The organism is Iodidimonas nitroreducens (genome assembly GCA_000710935.1).
GTDB classification, from domain to species: Bacteria; Pseudomonadota; Alphaproteobacteria; order Sphingomonadales; family Rhodothalassiaceae; genus Iodidimonas; species Iodidimonas nitroreducens.
The window spans coordinates 123,802-140,774 of the sequence record BAYV01000009.1 but is presented as its reverse complement, the minus strand read 5'-3'; the positions used below and the strand labels follow the sequence as shown (position 1 = coordinate 140,774).

The 16,973-nt window shown below is 54.3% G+C and carries 14 protein-coding genes; 12 read left to right on the top strand and 2 right to left on the bottom strand.

What is annotated here, in order from left to right:
• The first annotated feature begins 3 nt into the window (after nt 1-3).
• From AQ1_RS03925 to eno, 12 genes are all read left to right on the top strand, one after another.
• Nucleotides 4-807 carry a type III pantothenate kinase gene (locus tag AQ1_RS03925; RefSeq protein ID WP_042084442.1) on the top strand — a complete coding sequence of 268 codons (804 nt, stop codon included), beginning with the start codon at nt 4-6 and terminating at the stop codon, nt 805-807.
• An 11-nt stretch (nt 808-818) separates the two neighbouring features.
• Nucleotides 819-2,498: a ribonuclease J gene (locus tag AQ1_RS03920; RefSeq protein ID WP_042084625.1), complete on the top strand. Its 1,680-nt coding sequence runs from the start codon at nt 819-821 to the stop codon at nt 2,496-2,498.
• A 37-nt stretch (nt 2,499-2,535) separates the two neighbouring features.
• Nucleotides 2,536-2,940, top strand: coding sequence for a methylmalonyl-CoA epimerase (gene mce, locus AQ1_RS03915; RefSeq protein WP_042084623.1), 405 nt, complete (start codon nt 2,536-2,538; stop codon nt 2,938-2,940).
• A gap of 12 nt (nt 2,941-2,952) precedes the next feature.
• Complete coding sequence (locus AQ1_RS03910) at nt 2,953-3,174, top strand: DUF1467 family protein (protein ID WP_042084440.1); 222 nt, start codon at nt 2,953-2,955, stop codon at nt 3,172-3,174.
• A gap of 357 nt (nt 3,175-3,531) precedes the next feature.
• Nucleotides 3,532-5,673: a TonB-dependent receptor gene (locus AQ1_RS03905; protein ID WP_052370902.1), complete on the top strand. Its 2,142-nt coding sequence runs from the start codon at nt 3,532-3,534 to the stop codon at nt 5,671-5,673.
• A 508-nt stretch (nt 5,674-6,181) separates the two neighbouring features.
• The gene (proS, locus tag AQ1_RS03900; RefSeq protein WP_042084621.1) at nt 6,182-7,507 is read left to right on the top strand and encodes a proline--tRNA ligase; all 1,326 of its coding nucleotides are present in this window, start codon (nt 6,182-6,184) and stop codon (nt 7,505-7,507) included.
• A 36-nt stretch (nt 7,508-7,543) separates the two neighbouring features.
• Complete coding sequence (locus tag AQ1_RS03895) at nt 7,544-8,758, top strand: lipoprotein-releasing ABC transporter permease subunit (protein WP_081837067.1); 1,215 nt, start codon at nt 7,544-7,546, stop codon at nt 8,756-8,758.
• The gene (locus AQ1_RS03890) at nt 8,755-9,432 is read left to right on the top strand and encodes an ABC transporter ATP-binding protein (protein ID WP_042084434.1); all 678 of its coding nucleotides are present in this window, start codon (nt 8,755-8,757) and stop codon (nt 9,430-9,432) included. The genes AQ1_RS03895 and AQ1_RS03890 overlap by 4 nt, the downstream gene beginning before the upstream one ends.
• A gap of 96 nt (nt 9,433-9,528) precedes the next feature.
• On the top strand, nt 9,529-9,939 hold the full coding sequence (locus tag AQ1_RS03885) for a DUF1761 domain-containing protein (RefSeq protein ID WP_042084433.1): 411 nt from the start codon (nt 9,529-9,531) through the stop codon (nt 9,937-9,939).
• Nucleotides 9,926-13,486 carry a DNA polymerase III subunit alpha gene (gene dnaE, locus AQ1_RS03880; protein WP_462686960.1) on the top strand — a complete coding sequence of 1,187 codons (3,561 nt, stop codon included), beginning with the start codon at nt 9,926-9,928 and terminating at the stop codon, nt 13,484-13,486. The genes AQ1_RS03885 and dnaE overlap by 14 nt, the downstream gene beginning before the upstream one ends.
• Nucleotides 13,483-14,346: an NUDIX hydrolase gene (locus AQ1_RS03875; protein ID WP_052370899.1), complete on the top strand. Its 864-nt coding sequence runs from the start codon at nt 13,483-13,485 to the stop codon at nt 14,344-14,346. The genes dnaE and AQ1_RS03875 overlap by 4 nt, the downstream gene beginning before the upstream one ends.
• Nucleotides 14,347-14,442: 96 nt before the next feature.
• Complete coding sequence (gene eno / locus AQ1_RS03870; RefSeq protein ID WP_042084617.1) at nt 14,443-15,720, top strand: phosphopyruvate hydratase; 1,278 nt, start codon at nt 14,443-14,445, stop codon at nt 15,718-15,720.
• A 79-nt stretch (nt 15,721-15,799) separates the two neighbouring features.
• On the opposite strand, the gene AQ1_RS03865 is transcribed toward eno, so the two are convergent.
• Together AQ1_RS03865 and AQ1_RS03860 are read right to left on the bottom strand one after the other, a co-directional pair.
• Entirely contained in the window at nt 15,800-16,210 is a 411-nt protein-coding gene (locus AQ1_RS03865; RefSeq protein ID WP_042084431.1) for a 3TM-type holin, read from the bottom strand.
• Nucleotides 16,210-16,773 carry a glycoside hydrolase family 108 protein gene (locus AQ1_RS03860; RefSeq protein WP_042084428.1) on the bottom strand — a complete coding sequence of 188 codons (564 nt, stop codon included), beginning with the start codon at nt 16,771-16,773 and terminating at the stop codon, nt 16,210-16,212. The genes AQ1_RS03865 and AQ1_RS03860 overlap by 1 nt, the downstream gene beginning before the upstream one ends.
• Nucleotides 16,774-16,973 lie beyond the last annotated feature (200 nt).

Sequence of the window (16,973 nt, the reverse complement as noted above, 5' to 3'; positions counted from 1 at the left end):
GCCGTGCTACTAGCGATCGATCAAGGCAATACCAATACCGTTTTCGCCCTTCTGGATGGCGACGCGATCATCCGCAAATGGCGCATTTCTACCGATGAAAAGCGAACTGCCGATGAATATATGGTCTGGATTTCAGCCCTTTTGAAACTGTCTGAAATGTCGGTCTCCGATATTCAGGGCGCGGTGATTGCGACTGTGGTGCCGCAGGGCAAGCTCAATCTGGTTTTGTTGTGCCGGCGCTATTTTCAATGCGATCCGTTGGTGGTGGGCGATCCCAATGTTGATTTAGGCGTCGATGTGCGGGTCCATAATCCACAGGAAGTGGGCGCCGACAGATTGGTGAATGCGGTCGCGGCCGATCATATCTATGGCGGGCCTTTAGTGATTGTGGATTTCGGCACAGCCACCACATTTGATGTGATTGGGGGCGATGGGGCCTATCTTGGCGGGGTGATCAGCCCCGGGATTAATTTATCCCTGAAGGCTCTGCATGAAGCCGCCGCCAAATTGCCGCGTATTGCCGTTGAAGCCCCGCTGAGTGACCGGGTAACAGGTCGTTCCACCCTGGAGGCCATGCAATCGGGCGTATTCTGGGGCTATGTGGGTTTGGTTGATGGCATCAATGAGCGCCTGCGTGCTGAGCATGCCACCGATATGAAGGTGATCGCCACGGGCGGCTTGGCAAAGATATTTTACGGTCGGGCGAAAAGCATCGATCAAGTGGACCATGATCTGACAATTGCGGGCATGCGGCTGTTGTTTATAAAAAACCAACATAAATGCACCCCGGTACCGGATGAGGATTGAGATTTTTTCTGATGACATTTGAAGGCATGAAAGACGACGATCTTGTGTTCTGCCCCTTGGGCGGATCGGGCGAGATTGGCATGAACATGAATTTGTTCGGGTGCAATGGCCAATGGTTGATGGTTGATTGCGGGATGACCTTTGGCGATGACAGGTTGCCCGGCATCGATCTGGTGTTTCCTGATCCCGGCTTTATCGAGGATCGCCGCGATGATCTGGTGGCTTTGGTGCTGACCCATGGTCATGAAGATCATATCGGCGCCGTTCCTTATTTGTGGGAGCGCTTGCGTTGCCCGATCTATGCCACCCCCTTTACCGCCGAACTGGTGCGGGGAAAACTGGCCGAAGCCGGTCTTCTTAATGAGGTGACATTGCATGTCATTCCGGTGGGGGGCACGTTGGAAGCTGGCTGTTTCAAGGTGACCTATGTGCCTTTGGCCCATTCCATCCCCGAAGGCCATGGGCTGAAAATTGAAACCCCTCATGGGACGATTTTTCATACCGGTGATTGGAAACTGGATGATGTGCCGCAGATCGGCAGCCCCACATCAGAGGCCGATCTGGGCCTGATGGGGGATGGCGGCATTCTGGCGATGATCGGCGATAGCACCAATGTGTTTAACAGCCGCCAATCGGGATCGGAAGAAGGTGTTCGCACGGCGCTGATCGAGCTGGTTGGCACGCTGGAAGGCCGGGTGGTGATCACCACCTTTGCTTCGAATGCGGCGCGGCTGAAAACCGTGGCGGAGGTAGCGCAAAAACATGGTCGCAAGATCGTTCTGGCTGGTCGCTCCATGCATCGGATCGTCGAGGCGGCGCGGAAAACCGGCTATCTCCCCGATTGGCCGGAAACGGTGCCCGAGGACAAGGCATCGTCTTTGCCCCGCAATGAAGTGCTGATTTTATGCACCGGCGGGCAGGGCGAGCCCCGAGCTGCTTTGGCACGCATTGCGGCGGGCGATCATCGCAATCTTTCTCTCGCGGCAGGGGATACAGTGATTTTCTCATCCAAAATCATCCCCGGCAATGAGCGCGTTCTGGGTTTTCTGATGAATAAACTGGCGCTTTTGGATGTGGATGTGATCACCGAGCGGGATGCCGATATTCATGTCTCGGGCCATCCCGGACGGCCGGAACTGGAACGGATGTATGGCTGGATCAAGCCACAGATCGCCATCCCCGTGCATGGCGAAGCCCGGCATTTGAAGCATCATGCGGCCTTTGCCAAATCTTTGGGCGTGCCCCACGCATTGGCCCCCAAAAATGGCGATATCATTCGTCTGGCGCCGGGGCCTTTGGCTTTGGTGGATCAGGCTCCCGCCGGGCGTTTGGTGCTTGATGGGAAGGCTGTGATAGCGGTGAACCATGAAGCCATCCATGCGCGTCGGCGCTTGATGGAAAACGGTTTCGTCAGCCTTGTCATTCTGCAGGAAGATGATGGCAGCTTGTTGGGTGATCCCGAGATCATCGCCCAAGGCGTTGCGGGAATGGAGCCGGGGGGTGCCCTTGAAAGCGATCTGCTCGATGAAATCGATCAGGCCCTGACGAATTTATCGAGCCGGGAAATGCTGCTGGAAAAAACTGTGGCGGAAAGCGCCCGTATCGCTGCACGGCGTTTTCTGCGGATCAAAACCGGTAAAAATCCGCAGGTTGACGTGCGGGTGATCCGCTTTGATGATGAGCCCTTATGACGGCTTTTATCCATAGCTTCACCGAAAGGCACAGATGATGATCGGACGGCTTAATCATGTGGCGATCGTGGTTCCTGATCTTGAGGCGGCCACAAAGCTTTATCGCGATACATTGGGGGCCGAGGTGTCATCGCCCAAAGATCAGCCCGATCATGGGGTGACCACGGTTTTCGTTGAACTGCCCAATAGCAAGATCGAATTTCTGCATCCCCTGGGCGAAAATAGCCCGGTGGCCAAATTTCTGGAGCGCAATCCTGCCGGGGGTATTCATCATCTGTGCTATGAGGTGGATGATATCTATGCCGCCCGGGATCGGCTCTTGGCGGATGGCTTGCGGATATTGGGTGATGATGAGCCAAAGATCGGGGCCCATGGCAAGCCGGTGCTTTTTTTGCACCCGAAGGATTTCAACGGAACTCTGGTTGAAATCGAACAGGTCTGATCTGGATCAAGCATGTCTTATGTAACGGGAATAATGGTTTATCTTGTGCTGTGGTGGCTGGTTTTTTTCATGGCCCTGCCTATCGGCGTCACATCACAAGATGAATCGACCGATGACACGATCCCCGGAACCCCGGGAAGCGCCCCCGTGCGCCCGATGATCTGGCGAAAAGCCGGGGCTGCAAGCATCATCGCCGCGATTTTGTGGGTGTTTTTTTATATATTTATCGCCTAAGGGCCTGCTCTGTTTGTTGTTTTTACTACTTTAAATATTTTAATGATTGTTTGGAAATAAATATAATCGTCAGCGTTTTGCCTTAAAAATTTAATTCGGTAATTCTGGTTAAACACCAAATTATCTTGTAGTAATGGAATTTCTGATGTGTTCAGGAAGGAAAGGTCTACAAAAATGCCAAATCAACAGACAAAAACTCCTAAGCTATACTCTCGTTTTTCAAGAAATTTATTCTCAATATTTATAATCAGTTGTCCATCTTTTTCAATAGCTGAAACTTTACAGTCTGATGAATCAAGGACTACGCAGTCTGAACAGAACTCTTCACGAGAGGGATCTCTGGTTCTTGAAGAAATTATGGTGACGGCACAAAAGCGCACACAATCTTTGCGTGATGTTCCATCATCGGTGGCAACATTTGGCGGTGATGCTTTGGATGTTTTAACATCACCGGGTTCAGATATTCGCGATTTGGCCGGGCGTGTTCCCAGTCTCAATGCCGAAGGCTCGAATGGGAATATCATGCCGCGTTTTTATATTCGCGGTCTTGGCAATACAGATTTTGATCTGAATGCTTCACAGCCGGTTGGGATTTATGTCGATGGCGTTGTGAAAGAAAATGTCCTGCTCAAAAGTCAGATGATGTTCGATATCGAGCGGATCGAAGTTTTGCGCGGGCCGCAAGGTACGCTTTTCGGACGCAACACACCGGCTGGGATCGTAAAAATCGAAACCCGCAAACCAACCCATGAATTCGATGCCTATGCCTTGGCCAGTTATGGACGGTTCAACAGCTTCCAATTTGAAGGCGCCATGGGTGGCTCGATCATTGATGGTGTTTTGGCGGCGCGCGTTTCCGGGCGATTACAGCATCAGGATGATTATATTGATAATCTGGCGGAAAATGCGCCTGCCAATACTTTGGAATTGGGCCGTTTGAACGATATTGGCGGCCGGGTGCAGTTTCTCTACACGCCTACAGAAAATTTTTCTGCCTTGCTGAATTTTCACGCCCGCAGCTTTGATGGCGATTCAGAAATCTTCCGGGCCAATATCATCGCGCCCGGCGGGGGCTTTGTGGACGGGTTTCGGCGGGATCAGGTTTTCCAGGACGGCGAAAATGATCAGGGGCTGGATTTAAGGGGCGCTAGCCTGAGCATGGATTATGTGCGGGGGCCCTTGACCTTCACATCGATTACCGGCTTCGAAAATGCCAGCAAACCGATCGGGCGCGGGGACATTGATGGCGGTTTTGGTGCTGCATTTTTGGGCGAAGGGAATTTCGGACCCGGTTTCATCCCCTTTCCTTCGGCTTCAGGCTCGGATGTGCCTGATCTTGATCAATGGACACAGGAATTCAGAGTTGCCGGCGAAGGTCTTGGGATCTTTGATTTCCAAGCCGGTTTTTTCTATTTCTCGGATGATATCAGGATCAATAATTTCGGCTTCGACACCTTGAACAATAACGCTCTGAATGGGGCTGCCAGCCAAAGACAGCAAACCGAAGCCTGGGGGATTTTTGGTTCGGTCGATATTCATCTGACCCCCAGACTGACGGTGGCCGGTGGCGTTCGCTATACCGAGGAAGATAAGGATTTTCAGGCGGAAAGAACTTTGGGCGGTCCTGGCCCCCTGCCTTTAAGTTTTCGCTCCACAAGTGATGAGGTGATCAGTTGGGATGCCAGTGTCAATTATGATCTAAGCAGCAATACCACAGTTTATAGCCGGATTGCCCGGAGCTTTCGCGCGCCTTCCATACAAGGTCGCATTACCTTTGCAGATGATATCACGGTGGCTGACTCTGAAACAATTCTATCTATTGAGGCTGGTTTCAAAACCGAATTGTTTGATAATCGCCTGCGGCTCAATGTATCGGCCTTCAATTATGATATGGATGATCAGCAGCTCACGGCGGTTGGTGGCGATGTCAATACGGCCCGGCTTTTGAATGCACAGGATTCGGATGGTCGGGGCTTTGAAATGGATGCGGAATGGGCTGTGACCTCGGCTTTGAGGCTGACCGCAGGCATGAGCTATAATTTCACCAAGATCAATGATCCCGATATTCGTGTTCCCTTTCCGGGCGGGATTAATGGGGTTTGTCCGCAGACCTGTGTCATCGATAATCCAATTGTCGATGGCCTGATTTCCATTGATGGAAACCGTCTTCCGAATGCGCCGCGCTGGATTGCTAATTGGACAGCCCGTTACGGCATCCCCTTTGGTGAATCCCATGAGTTTTATCTGTTCACCGATTGGGCGCTGACCACGAAATCCAATTTCTTCCTCTATAATTCGCAGGAATTCAGCAATGGCACCAATGCTGTTGGTGGCGTGCGCATGGGGGCGAAGTTGAATGATGGTCGCTTTGATTTTGCGCTTTATGGTCGCAATATCACGGATCAAACATTCCTGCGCGGAGGCATTGATTTCAATAATCTGACCGGCTTTATCAATCCGCCGCCCTTATGGGGTGTTGAATTGCGGGCCAATTTCTAGAGCCAGTCGTTTTTGCAACATCGTTTTGCTCGTGAAGGGGCATGAAATATCTGCCCCTTCAAAGCAATAAGATCTGATGACATGCGAAAAGTCAGGCAAATGCCTGAAGGATAATAGCCATAAAAAAAGACAGGATCATCACATGACCCTGTCTTTATTATATCCGGCTGTGAAACCGTAAAACTGTCAGCCTTCTGGTGGCGACTTTATTTTCATATTCAGAGTTTTCCCCTCCCTGAACTTGGTCCGCGCCGCAGCTTTTAAAAGCCTCTTACGCGACGAGATGAACGTTACGCAGCAGGCCTTGCCCTGTCACCTGTCTCGGACCCGAAAAGCCGATTGATGGCCCATCTTTTCAGTCGCTGTTGCCGATATGCCACATTTTTATTCGGATATTGCGTCATTGCGCATCAGAATGCATTTGCCTTGGGTCCATTGTGTTTGGCAAAAGGAAGATAAACCGTTATCGGTTGCCTTCCACACTTTATGTCAGAAAGATTCGCTGCTCATGCGCCTGTCAAAACTTTTTCTGCCGGTAATGAAAGAAACGCCGGCTGAAGCCCAAATCATTTCCCACCGGCTTATGTTGCGAAGCGGCATGATCCGTCAGGCGGCGGCCGGGATCTATAGCTGGCTGCCCATGGGGTTGCGGGTGCTTCGCAATGTGGAACGGATCGTGCGCGAAGAACAGGATCGCGCCGGCGCTCAGGAAGTGCTGATGCCCAGCGTGCAGCAGGCTGATTTGTGGCGGCAATCGGGCCGCTATGATGCCTATGGCCCTGAAATGTTGCGGATCGTTGATCGCCATGAGCGGGAAATGCTTTTTGGTCCCACCCATGAAGAGCAGGTGACCGATATTTTCCGCAATTCGATCAAAAGCTATAAGGATCTGCCGCGCAATCTTTATCAGATCCAGTGGAAATTCCGCGATGAAATCCGCCCGCGTTTCGGGGTCATGCGGGGTCGTGAATTTCTGATGAAGGATAATTATTCCTTCGATCTGGATGAGGCGGCGGCGCGGCGTTCCTATAACCGGATGTTTGTCGCCTATCTGCGCACCTTTGCCCGCCTTGGCGTGCGGGCCATCCCCATGCGCGCCGATACCGGCCCTATTGGTGGCGATCTGAGCCATGAATTCATCGTGCTGGCCCCCACCGGGGAAAGTGCGGTTTTTTATGATCATGCTTTCAACCGCTTTGAAATTCCAGGCGAAGACATTGATTATGATGGCGATCTGCAGCCCATCGTCGATCATTGGACCAGCCTTTATGCCGCGACCGAGGAAATGCATGATCCCAAAGGCCAGAATGTGCCTGCTGATCATATGCTCATGACCGGTCGGGGGATCGAGGTGGGCCATATTTTCTATTTCGGCACCAAATATTCTGAACCCATGGGGGCTGTGGTGCAGGGCGCGGATGGCGAGAAGATCACCGTGCATATGGGCTCTTATGGCATTGGGGTATCAAGGCTGGTGGGGGCGATCATCGAAGCCAGCCATGATGATAATGGCATCATCTGGCCTGAAAGCGTGGCCCCTTGGCGGGTGGGACTGATTAATCTGCGCGGCGATGATCCGGCCTGCGCTGCCGCCTGCGATGATCTTTATGACAAGCTGGGCCGCGCGGGTGTTGATGTTCTTTATGATGATAGCGCCGAACGGGCGGGTGGCAAATTCGCCAAGATGGATCTGATCGGTTTGCCATGGCAGGTGATGCTGGGGCCGCGCGGGCTGAAAGCCGGGGTAGTGGAACTGAAAAACCGGGCCACCGGCGAACGCGAAGAACTGACAGCCGAAGCCGCTTTTGCCAAGCTGGCGGGTGGAAAAGGATGAAGTCTTTTGATTTCGCGCTTTGAATGGTCGGTGGCGATGCGCTATCTGCGCGCACGCCGTTCGGATGGGTTTATCTCGCTGATTGCCATTTTCTCTTTTTTGGGGATCATGCTGGGGGTGGCGACCCTGATCATCGTGATGTCGGTGATGAATGGCTTTCGTGCCGAATTGGTCTCGAAGCTTCTGGGCTTTAATGGCCATGTCATCGTTTCCGGCGTGGCCAATGAAATCGTTGATTATGGGGCCATCAGCGCAGCCATTCGCAAGGTGGATGGGGTGGTATCAGCCTCGCCCTATATTCATGCACAGGTGATGGCGATCAAGGATGGCCGGGCTTCGGGCGCTTTTGTGCGCGGCCTGCCTGATGAAGACCTCGATTTCTCGAAGCTCGATGGCATGACCATTCGCAGCGGAAATTTGCAGCGTCTTGATTTTGAACGCACCATCGTCATGGGCTATCGTCTGGCCCGCAGCTTAGGCGTTGATGCCGGTGACGAAGTGACGCTGATCGCCCCAAGCTTTACCGCCACGCCCTTTGGCTCCTTGCCCCGGGGGATCGCCTTTGAGGTGGCGGCCACCCTTGATGTGGGGATCTATGATTTTGATAATCTGTTTATCGGCATGCCCTTAGCCGAAGCCCAGACATTTTTTCGCTATGGCAATGCGGTCACCAATATCGAGGTGATGGTGGAACGTCCTGAAGATGTGGAGCGCTATCTTGCCCCCATCGATCAGGCGGCAGGCGCGATGAGCTATGTGACCACTTGGCGGCAAACCAATCAAAGCCTTGTGTCGGCGCTTGATGTGGAGCGCAATGTGATGTTTTTGATCCTCACCCTGATCATCGTGGTGGCGGCCTTCAATATCATTTCCAGCCTGATCATGCTGGTGAAAGACAAGGCCCGGGATGTGGCGATCCTGCGCACCATGGGGGCGAGCCAGGGTTCGATCATGCGGATTTTCATCATATCGGGCGCGAGCGTGGGGGTGGTGGGCACGGCTTTGGGGGTCATTATCGGGGTGCTGTTCTGCCTCAATATCGAGGCGATCAAATCTGTGCTCGAAGCCTTCACGGGAACCGATCTGTGGAATGCCGAGGTGCGGTTCCTGTCGGAAATTCCGGCGCTCGTCGATCCTGTGGAAGTGGTGATCATCGTTTCCATGGCGCTGATACTGTCTTTTCTCGCCACCTTGCCCCCGTCCTTGCGGGCGGCGCGTCTCGATCCCGTTGATGTTTTGAGGTATGAATGACCGCCGCCATCGCCATCGTCGCGCTCACAAAAATCTATCGTCAGGGGCCGCGCAGCCTTGAGGTTCTGCATGATGTCAGCCTGTCTGTCGAACCCGGTGAGATCGTTGGGCTGATGGGGCAGAGCGGGGCCGGCAAATCCACCCTTTTGCACAGCGCGGGCTTGCTGGAACGCCCCACCTCGGGCGAAGTGTGGATCGAAGGCACGCCCTGCGCCGCCGCATCCGAGCGGGAGCGCACGAAGCTACGGCTTGGAAAGCTGGGCTTTGTCTATCAGTTTCATCATCTTTTGCCGGAATTTTCCGCCCTTGAAAATGTCGCCATGCCCCTCACCATTGCCGGGGTGCCCAAGCCGCAGGCCGAAGCCCGGGCAACCGAAAGTCTCAGCCGCTTAGGCTTGGCGGATCGTTTGCATCACCGCCCCGGGCAGCTTTCGGGCGGCGAGCAGCAGCGTGTGGCCATCGCCCGCGCCTTGGCCAATAAACCGGCGGTTTTGCTGGCCGATGAACCCACCGGCAATCTGGATGAATCGACCGCCGGGCGGGTAATGAACGAATTGGTGGATGTTGCCCGGGAACAGGGATTGGCGGCTTTGGTGGCAACCCATAATCCCGGTCTGGCCGGGCGGATGGATCGCATTCTTACCCTGCGTGAAGGGCGTTTGATCACGGATTGATGCCCCGAATGCAAGCGAAGGGTTTTGTGTTTTCCTTCTCTTGTGTAGCCCCAGCGCGTATAAAGAACCATCCTTTTGCAAGTGGGAGCATCCATCATGATCTTGTTTCAATTAAATTATCCGGCCATTGCCATTGCGGCGATCATCTATATGGGGGTGGCTGCGATGTGGTATTCGCCGCTGGCTTTGGGGCGGCGCTGGATGGATGAGAACCGCTTTGGTGCCGAAGATATCGAGCAGCGCGGGATGTTTCCGGCCTTGCTCTATGCGTTTTTGGCGGCGCTCATTCTGGCTTTGGGGCTGGCTTTGCTGGCGCATTTGCTGGGGATCACCCATTGGTTTATGGGGGCGCTGATGGGGCTTTTTGTCAGCCTGATGATTTCGGTGCCTGCGGCTTTACCGGTTTATGTGTTTGAAAATAGATCGATCCGGCTTTTTGCCATCAATGAAGGCATGCCGGTGCTGGCGATGATGATCATGGGTGCCGTGATCGTTGGCTGGAAATAAAGGCGGGTTGAAGCTGATGGCCTGTGCGGATTTCGTTCATTTAAGAGTGCATTCGGCCTATTCCCTGCTGGAAGGGGCGATCCATATCAAGGATTTGGCCAGCTTGTGCAAGGCTGAGGGGATGCCTGCTGTGGCCATCACCGATACCGCCAATTTATTCGGTGCCCTTGAATTTTCTCAAACCATGGCCGCTGCCGGTGTGCAGCCGATCATCGGGGTGACCTTACCGCTGCTCAATCCCTATCAGGCGGGGCCGTCCAATGGCCGCAAACCCGATCCACAATCCATTGTTTTATTGGCGAAAAACAAGATCGGCTATGGCAATCTGATGAAGCTGGTATCAAAAGCGCATCTGGAAAGCGATGGCTATGAACCGGCCCATATCACCCTTGAAGCCTTGAAGGAACCGGGCCGCAGCGATGGCCTGATCGCCTTTACCGGCGGCGCTTTTGGACCCTTAGGCCATTTGATCCATGATGGCCAGATGGATAAAGCCAATGCCCTTCTTGATGATCTGACAGGGCTTTTTCCCGGCCGCCTTTATATCGAGCTGCAACGCCATGGCCTGCCCCAGGAAAAGACGACCGAGCCTGTTTTTCTGGATCAGGCCTATGCCCGCGATCTTCCGCTGATCGCCACCAATCAATGCTTTTTTCCCGATGAAAAAATGTATGAAGCCCATGATGCGCTTTTGTGCATTGCCCAAGGCACCTATGTCGAGACACCCGAACGGCGGCGGCTGACGCCCGAGCATGGTTTTAAATCGGCGGCCCGGATGCGGGCTTTATTTGCCGATCTGCCCGAAGCCATCGACAATAGCCTGATCATCGCCAAGCGCTGCGCTTATAAGCTTGATATTGTGGCGCCGATCCTGCCCAATTTTGCTTCCCATACGGGCCTTTCTGAGGCCGAACTCTTGCGCAATGAGGCGCAAGCGGGCCTGCTGGAGCGGCTCGATCAGGCGGTCTATCTCGCACAAGACAATGAAGCCGCTCAATTGGAAAAGGCAAAGCCCTATCATGAACGTCTGAATTATGAGCTTGGCGTCATCAATGATATGGGCTTTCCGGGCTATTTTCTGATCGTTTCCGATTTCATCAAATGGGCGAAGAATCATGGCATTCCGGTGGGGCCGGGGCGTGGATCGGGGGCCGGGTCTTTGGTGGCCTGGGCTTTGCGGATCACCGATCTTGATCCCTTGCGTTTTTCCTTGCTGTTTGAGCGGTTTCTCAATCCCGAACGGGTTTCCATGCCCGATTTCGATGTCGATTTCTGTCAGGACAAGCGGGAAAAAGTCATCCGCTATGTTCAGGATAAATACGGCTTTGATCAGGTGGCCCAGATCATCACCTTTGGGAAATTACAGGCGCGGGCAGTTTTGCGCGATGTGGGCCGGGTGATGCAACAGCCCTATCCGGTGACCGATCGTTTGTGCAAGCTGGTGCCGAACAATCCCGCCGATCCCAAAACCCTGGCCGAAGCGATTGCGGGTGAGGCCCGCCTGCGGGAAGCCCGGCGCGAAGATCCCCTGACTGCACAGGTGATCGACCGGGCTTTGCAGCTTGAAGGTCTTTATCGCCATGCCTCCACCCATGCCGCCGGGGTGGTGATCGGCGATCGCCCCCTTGATGAACTGGTGCCGCTTTATCGCGATCCCCGTTCGCCCATGCCGGTCACCCAATTCAATATGAAATGGGTGGAACAGGCGGGGCTTGTGAAATTCGATTTTCTGGGGCTCAAAACCCTTACCGTTCTTGATTATGCCATCCATTATATTGCCGAACGGGGGATCCGCATCGATCTGTCGTCTTTGCCCCTTGATGATCCCAAAACCTTCGCGCTTTTGGCCGATGGCGATACCGCAGGTGTGTTCCAGCTTGAATCGACCGGGATGCGGGCGATGCTGAAGGGGCTGAAGCCCGATAAATTCGAGGATATCATCGCTATCGTGGCGCTTTATCGCCCTGGGCCTATGGAAAATATCCCCACCTATATCAGCCGCAAGCATGGCAAGGAGGCGGTGATCTATCCCCATGCGATGATCGCCCATATTCTGGAAGAAACCTATGGCATTGCGATCTATCAGGAACAGGTGATGCAGATCGCCCAGGTGATGGCGGGCTATAGCCTGGGCGAAGCCGATCTGCTGCGCCGGGCGATGGGCAAGAAAATCGCTGCGGAAATGGATAAGCAGCGGGATCGTTTCATCAGCGGCGCGCGTGAAAAAGCTGTGCCGGATGAAAAGGCCCATGAAATTTTCGACCTTCTGGCAAAATTCGCAGGCTATGGGTTCAATAAATCCCATGCCGCCGCTTATGCCCTTGTCGCCTATCACACAGCCTATCTGAAGGCGAATTTTCCGGTTGAGTTCATGGCCGCTACCATGACCCTTGATATGAACAATACCGACAAGCTTGGGATGTTCAAAAAAGAACTCGTGAAAATGGGCATTGATCTGCTGCGCCCCGATGTCAATGCCTCTGCCGTTCATTTCCGGGTGGAAAAGGCCCCAATGGAAAAGGATACACCACCGCCTGCCGCCGGTGATCCCAAAGCAGGCTTATGCATTCGCTATGCTTTGGCGGCCATCAAGGGTGTGGGGGAAAAGGCGATGGAGCAGATCATTGCCGAGCGCACGGCCCATGGCCCTTATGCGGATCTTTATGATTTTGCCGAACGTTTGGACCCCAGCCTGATCAATCGTCGACAGATCGATCATCTGGCCGCCGCCGGGGCTTTTGATGGCTTGGAATCCAATCGGGCGCGGATCGTTGAGGCATCGGATTTTCTGATGCGTCATGCCCAGGCCACCATGGCGATGAAAAAAAGCAATCAGACCAGCCTGTTTGCGGCTGCGGATGGCAGCCCCGATCTTGATCAGCGCCCCAAGCTTCCCACTGTAAAGCCATGGGATAGCGCCACCTTGCTGGCCAAAGAGCTTTCGGCGGTGGGGTTTTATCTGTCGGCGCATCCTTTGGATAGCTATGCCACCATCTTGCATCATTATCGGGTGAAATCTGCCGCCGAAGTCACCTCCGGCCCCGATTATGCGGGCATGACCGTTAAGATGGCCGGGGCCATCGAAAGCTATGGAGAGCGGAGATCGCGGGTTAAAAACCGGCCCTTCGGGGTGTTTGTCCTGTCTGATGCTTCGGGCGGGTTCGAGGTGATGGTGTTTGAAGATGGCTTGGATAATGCCCGGATTCTGGCTGAAAAGGGTGCCCCTGTCGTTCTTGATGTCGAGGTGCGCAGGCGGCCCGATGATGATGCGGTCAGATTATCGGCGAAATCCATCATCTCGCTGGAAACCATTGCCGAACAGGTGGAATCCGTCCTCGATATCGTGATCAGCGATGCCCGCCCTTTACCGGAGATCAAAAGCCAGACCGATCATTTCAAAGGGGGTCGCGGCCGGATCAGCCTGATCGTCCCTTTGAGCGGGGGTGGGGATGTCACCATCGATCTGGCGGGATATTATCGTGTCACCCCGGCTCTTATCGATGCCCTCGGAGGCCTTGATGGCGTTTTGGAAGCGGTGAACGCATGAGCCTTATGGCCCATGGTTTCAAGCCTGTGCGCGCGGCCCCGGCGGCATCGCTTTTACTGGTGCGCGATGGGATTGCTGGGCTTGAGGTTCTGATGGTGGAGCGCAGCCGTGCCATGCGCTTTGCCAGCGGGATGATGGTATTCCCCGGTGGGCGGGTGGATCGTGGCGATGCCAGCGCCGCCCTCATCAGGCATATCGAGCGCCCAGCAGGGAAAAGCGCCCGGCGTTTGGGCCCTTATGATGCCTTTCGCCTGGCCGCCCTGCGTGAGCTTTTTGAAGAAACCGGCCTTTTGCGCGCCCGGCTGCAATCCGGGCGTTTGAGCGAGGTGAAACGCCAGCATCTGGCCCAGCGCTACCGCCATGCCTTGCAGGGTGGGGGGTTGACATTATCGGCTTTTGCTCGGCGGGCGGGACTTTTGTTTCGGCCCGATGAACTGGTGCCCTTTGCCCATTGGATCACCCCGGAATTATCGCCAAAACGCTTTGATACCCGCTTTTATCTGGCACCCGCACCCATAGGCCAAAGGCCATCATCGGATGGCATTGAAAATATTCACCTTGATTGGTGGCGGCCCCAGGATCTGCTCAAGGCATGGGAACAGGGCACACGGCCCCTGATGTTTCCCACCCGGCTCAATCTGATGAAGCTATCGCGGGCCCAAACGGTGGCCGAAGCCATGCAGCAGGCGCGCCGAACCCCGATCATTACCATCATCCCGGAAATCATCGGGCCGGGGCAAAGGCGCTTTTTGCTGCCCGCTGAAGCCGGATTTGGCATCACCGAAGCCACCCATGAAGATCTTGATCCGTCTGAACGAAAATTGATCTCGAAAGCAGCGAAATCGGCCTTTAATCTTTAGAACATGTGGCCAAGGCAGTTGCCCGAAAGGCCCTGAACAGAGTAGGGATAGGCAGACTCTTTCCTTATAATATTGCGCTTTTCAGGAGAAATCATCTTGAGTGCCATTCTTGATATCATTGGTCGTGAAATTCTTGATTCTCGCGGCAATCCCACGGTCGAGGTGGATGTCATCCTTGATAATGGCGGTTTTGGCCGCGCGGCCGTGCCTTCGGGGGCTTCCACTGGTGCCCATGAAGCCATCGAATTGCGCGATGGCGGCAGCCGCTATGGCGGTAAAGGCGTGCTGAAAGCCGTTGAAGCCGTGAATGGCGAGATTTTCGATGCCCTCTCGGGCCTTGATGCCGAAGATCAGGTGGAGCTCGATCAGATCATGATCGATCTAGATGGCACGGAAAACAAGGGCAGGCTTGGGGCCAATGCCATTCTGGGTGTCAGCCTTGCCATGGCGAAGGCGGCTGCCGATGGTTTGGGGCAACCCCTTTATCGCTATCTGGGCGGCCCTTCGGCGCGGGTTTTGCCCTTGCCGATGATGAACATCATCAATGGCGGCGAACATGCCGATAATGCCATCGATGTGCAGGAATTCATGATCATGCCGGTTACCGCGGGCACCATGGCCGATGCCGTGCGCATGGGGGCGGAAGTGTTTCATGCCCTGAAGAAAAAGCTTGGCAAGATGGGCTTGTCCACCTCGGTGGGCGATGAGGGGGGATTTGCCCCGGCGCTCAATAGTACAAATCAGGCTTTGGATGTGATCATGGAAGCCATAGCCGATGCCGGCTATCGCGCTGGCGAAGATGTGCTTTTGGCGATGGATGCCGCCTCGACCGAATTTTATAAGGATGGCAAATATGTGCTGGCGGGCGAAGGGAAAACCCTTGGCTCTGATGAATTGGTGGCCTATTGGGAAAAGCTGGTCACGGATTATCCCATCGTTTCCATCGAAGATGGCATGGCCGAAGATGATTGGGATGGCTGGGCGGCGTTGACCAAAAGCCTTGGTCAAAAGGTGCAATTGGTGGGTGATGATCTGTTTGTCACCAATCCCGTGCGCTTGTCGCGGGGGATTTCATCACAGATCGCCAATTCCATTCTGATCAAGGTGAACCAGATTGGAACATTGACCGAAACCCTGGCCGCCGTCGATATGGCGCACCGGGCAGGCTATACGGCGGTGATGTCACATCGTTCGGGTGAAACCGAAGATTCAACCATCGCCGATCTGGCGGTGGCCACTAATTGCGGACAGATCAAAACCGGTTCGCTGGCGCGGTCCGATCGTTTGGCAAAATATAATCAGTTGATCCGGATCGAAGAAGAGCTTTCAAGTGCCGCCGATTATGCGGGCCTTTATGCACTGAAACAAAAATAATTAAAAACAGGGGCTTGTTAGGTTAAGCTCAGAAAAAGGATGCGGTGTGAAAGCCGCATCCTTTTTTATTTGGCACTGATCATCTGATCCGGGTTCGGGAAACACCCGCGCGCTTTTCATAGCTGCGCAAGCCTGCAAGGCCCAGCATCGCCAGAACCAACTCCATCAAATCGCCCGATGCCACTTGGGGCAGGGCATAGGTCAGTTCCAGACCGGCTGCGGTGAGCGCCCATTGCCCCACCGGCGCGCCGATGAACTCCCATGCCAAAGCCGCGCCACACACCCAGCCGATGAAAGGCCGCCAGCCCGCCACAAACAACGAGGCGTGCCTGGCTTCCTCAGCATTGACAGCCATTTGCGCCAGATTGAGCTTTGACAAGGTCATGTCGAGCTCGTGTTTTAAAAGGGCGGCCTGATCCTTGTCGGTGACAAGGCTGTCAACAATGCCGAATAGTTTATCGGCAAGCCCGGTGATGAGGGGCAGGGGCATCAGGCCAGCCCCCTTTCGCGAGAGTTCAACAGGCTCTTTTCAACGTTGAAATCGGCCAATCTGTTGAGCCATCCTCGCAAAAATTTTGCCAGAACCGGGCGTCGGGCGGTGAGGCGAAAATAAAAACGGCGGCGCTCTTCAAGCAGGCTTGCCAGAAAGGCCGGGCCAAGGCGTTCATATTCCGATTGCGCCCGCGTCCGGCTCAAGGGGCCCATCAGGCCATCTTCCGCGATGGCGGGGCCGCTCACCGCATTCAGCACCCTTTGCAAAAGCCGGATGGCCTCGCTTGGCCCCATATGAATGGCAGCATCGATTAAAATAGGTTGCACAGCCGGGGGCAGACGGTCCAGCCCCGGGTCTTTGATATAGCGGGCCGCATAAATCTGTTTGGCCTCATCCCGGCTCAAGGCCTGCAAATCATCAATAGTGGCCGGGGCCTGTCGCCAATCGCTCAGTGTTTTTAAGGTGATCCCAAGATTTGTGGGGCCACCGGGATCATCCGGATCATCCACAAAGCCCCCTTCGCGGCGGAGAATATCGTCGAGAATCTGATCATGGTTCATGGGCTGCTCCTCCTTCATCAGAAGAAATATAACCATATTGGTACAATGTCAATAATAAACGAACCAAATACACGCATATCCGTTTAAAATGACGATCCTCCAAAGAACCATCAAAAGCCTTATAAAATCTTTTCCCTTGATCTCGGTTCGTGCATGTGATTCGATTCGTTTATGCGTTCATCCATTTCCATCAGCCGCCG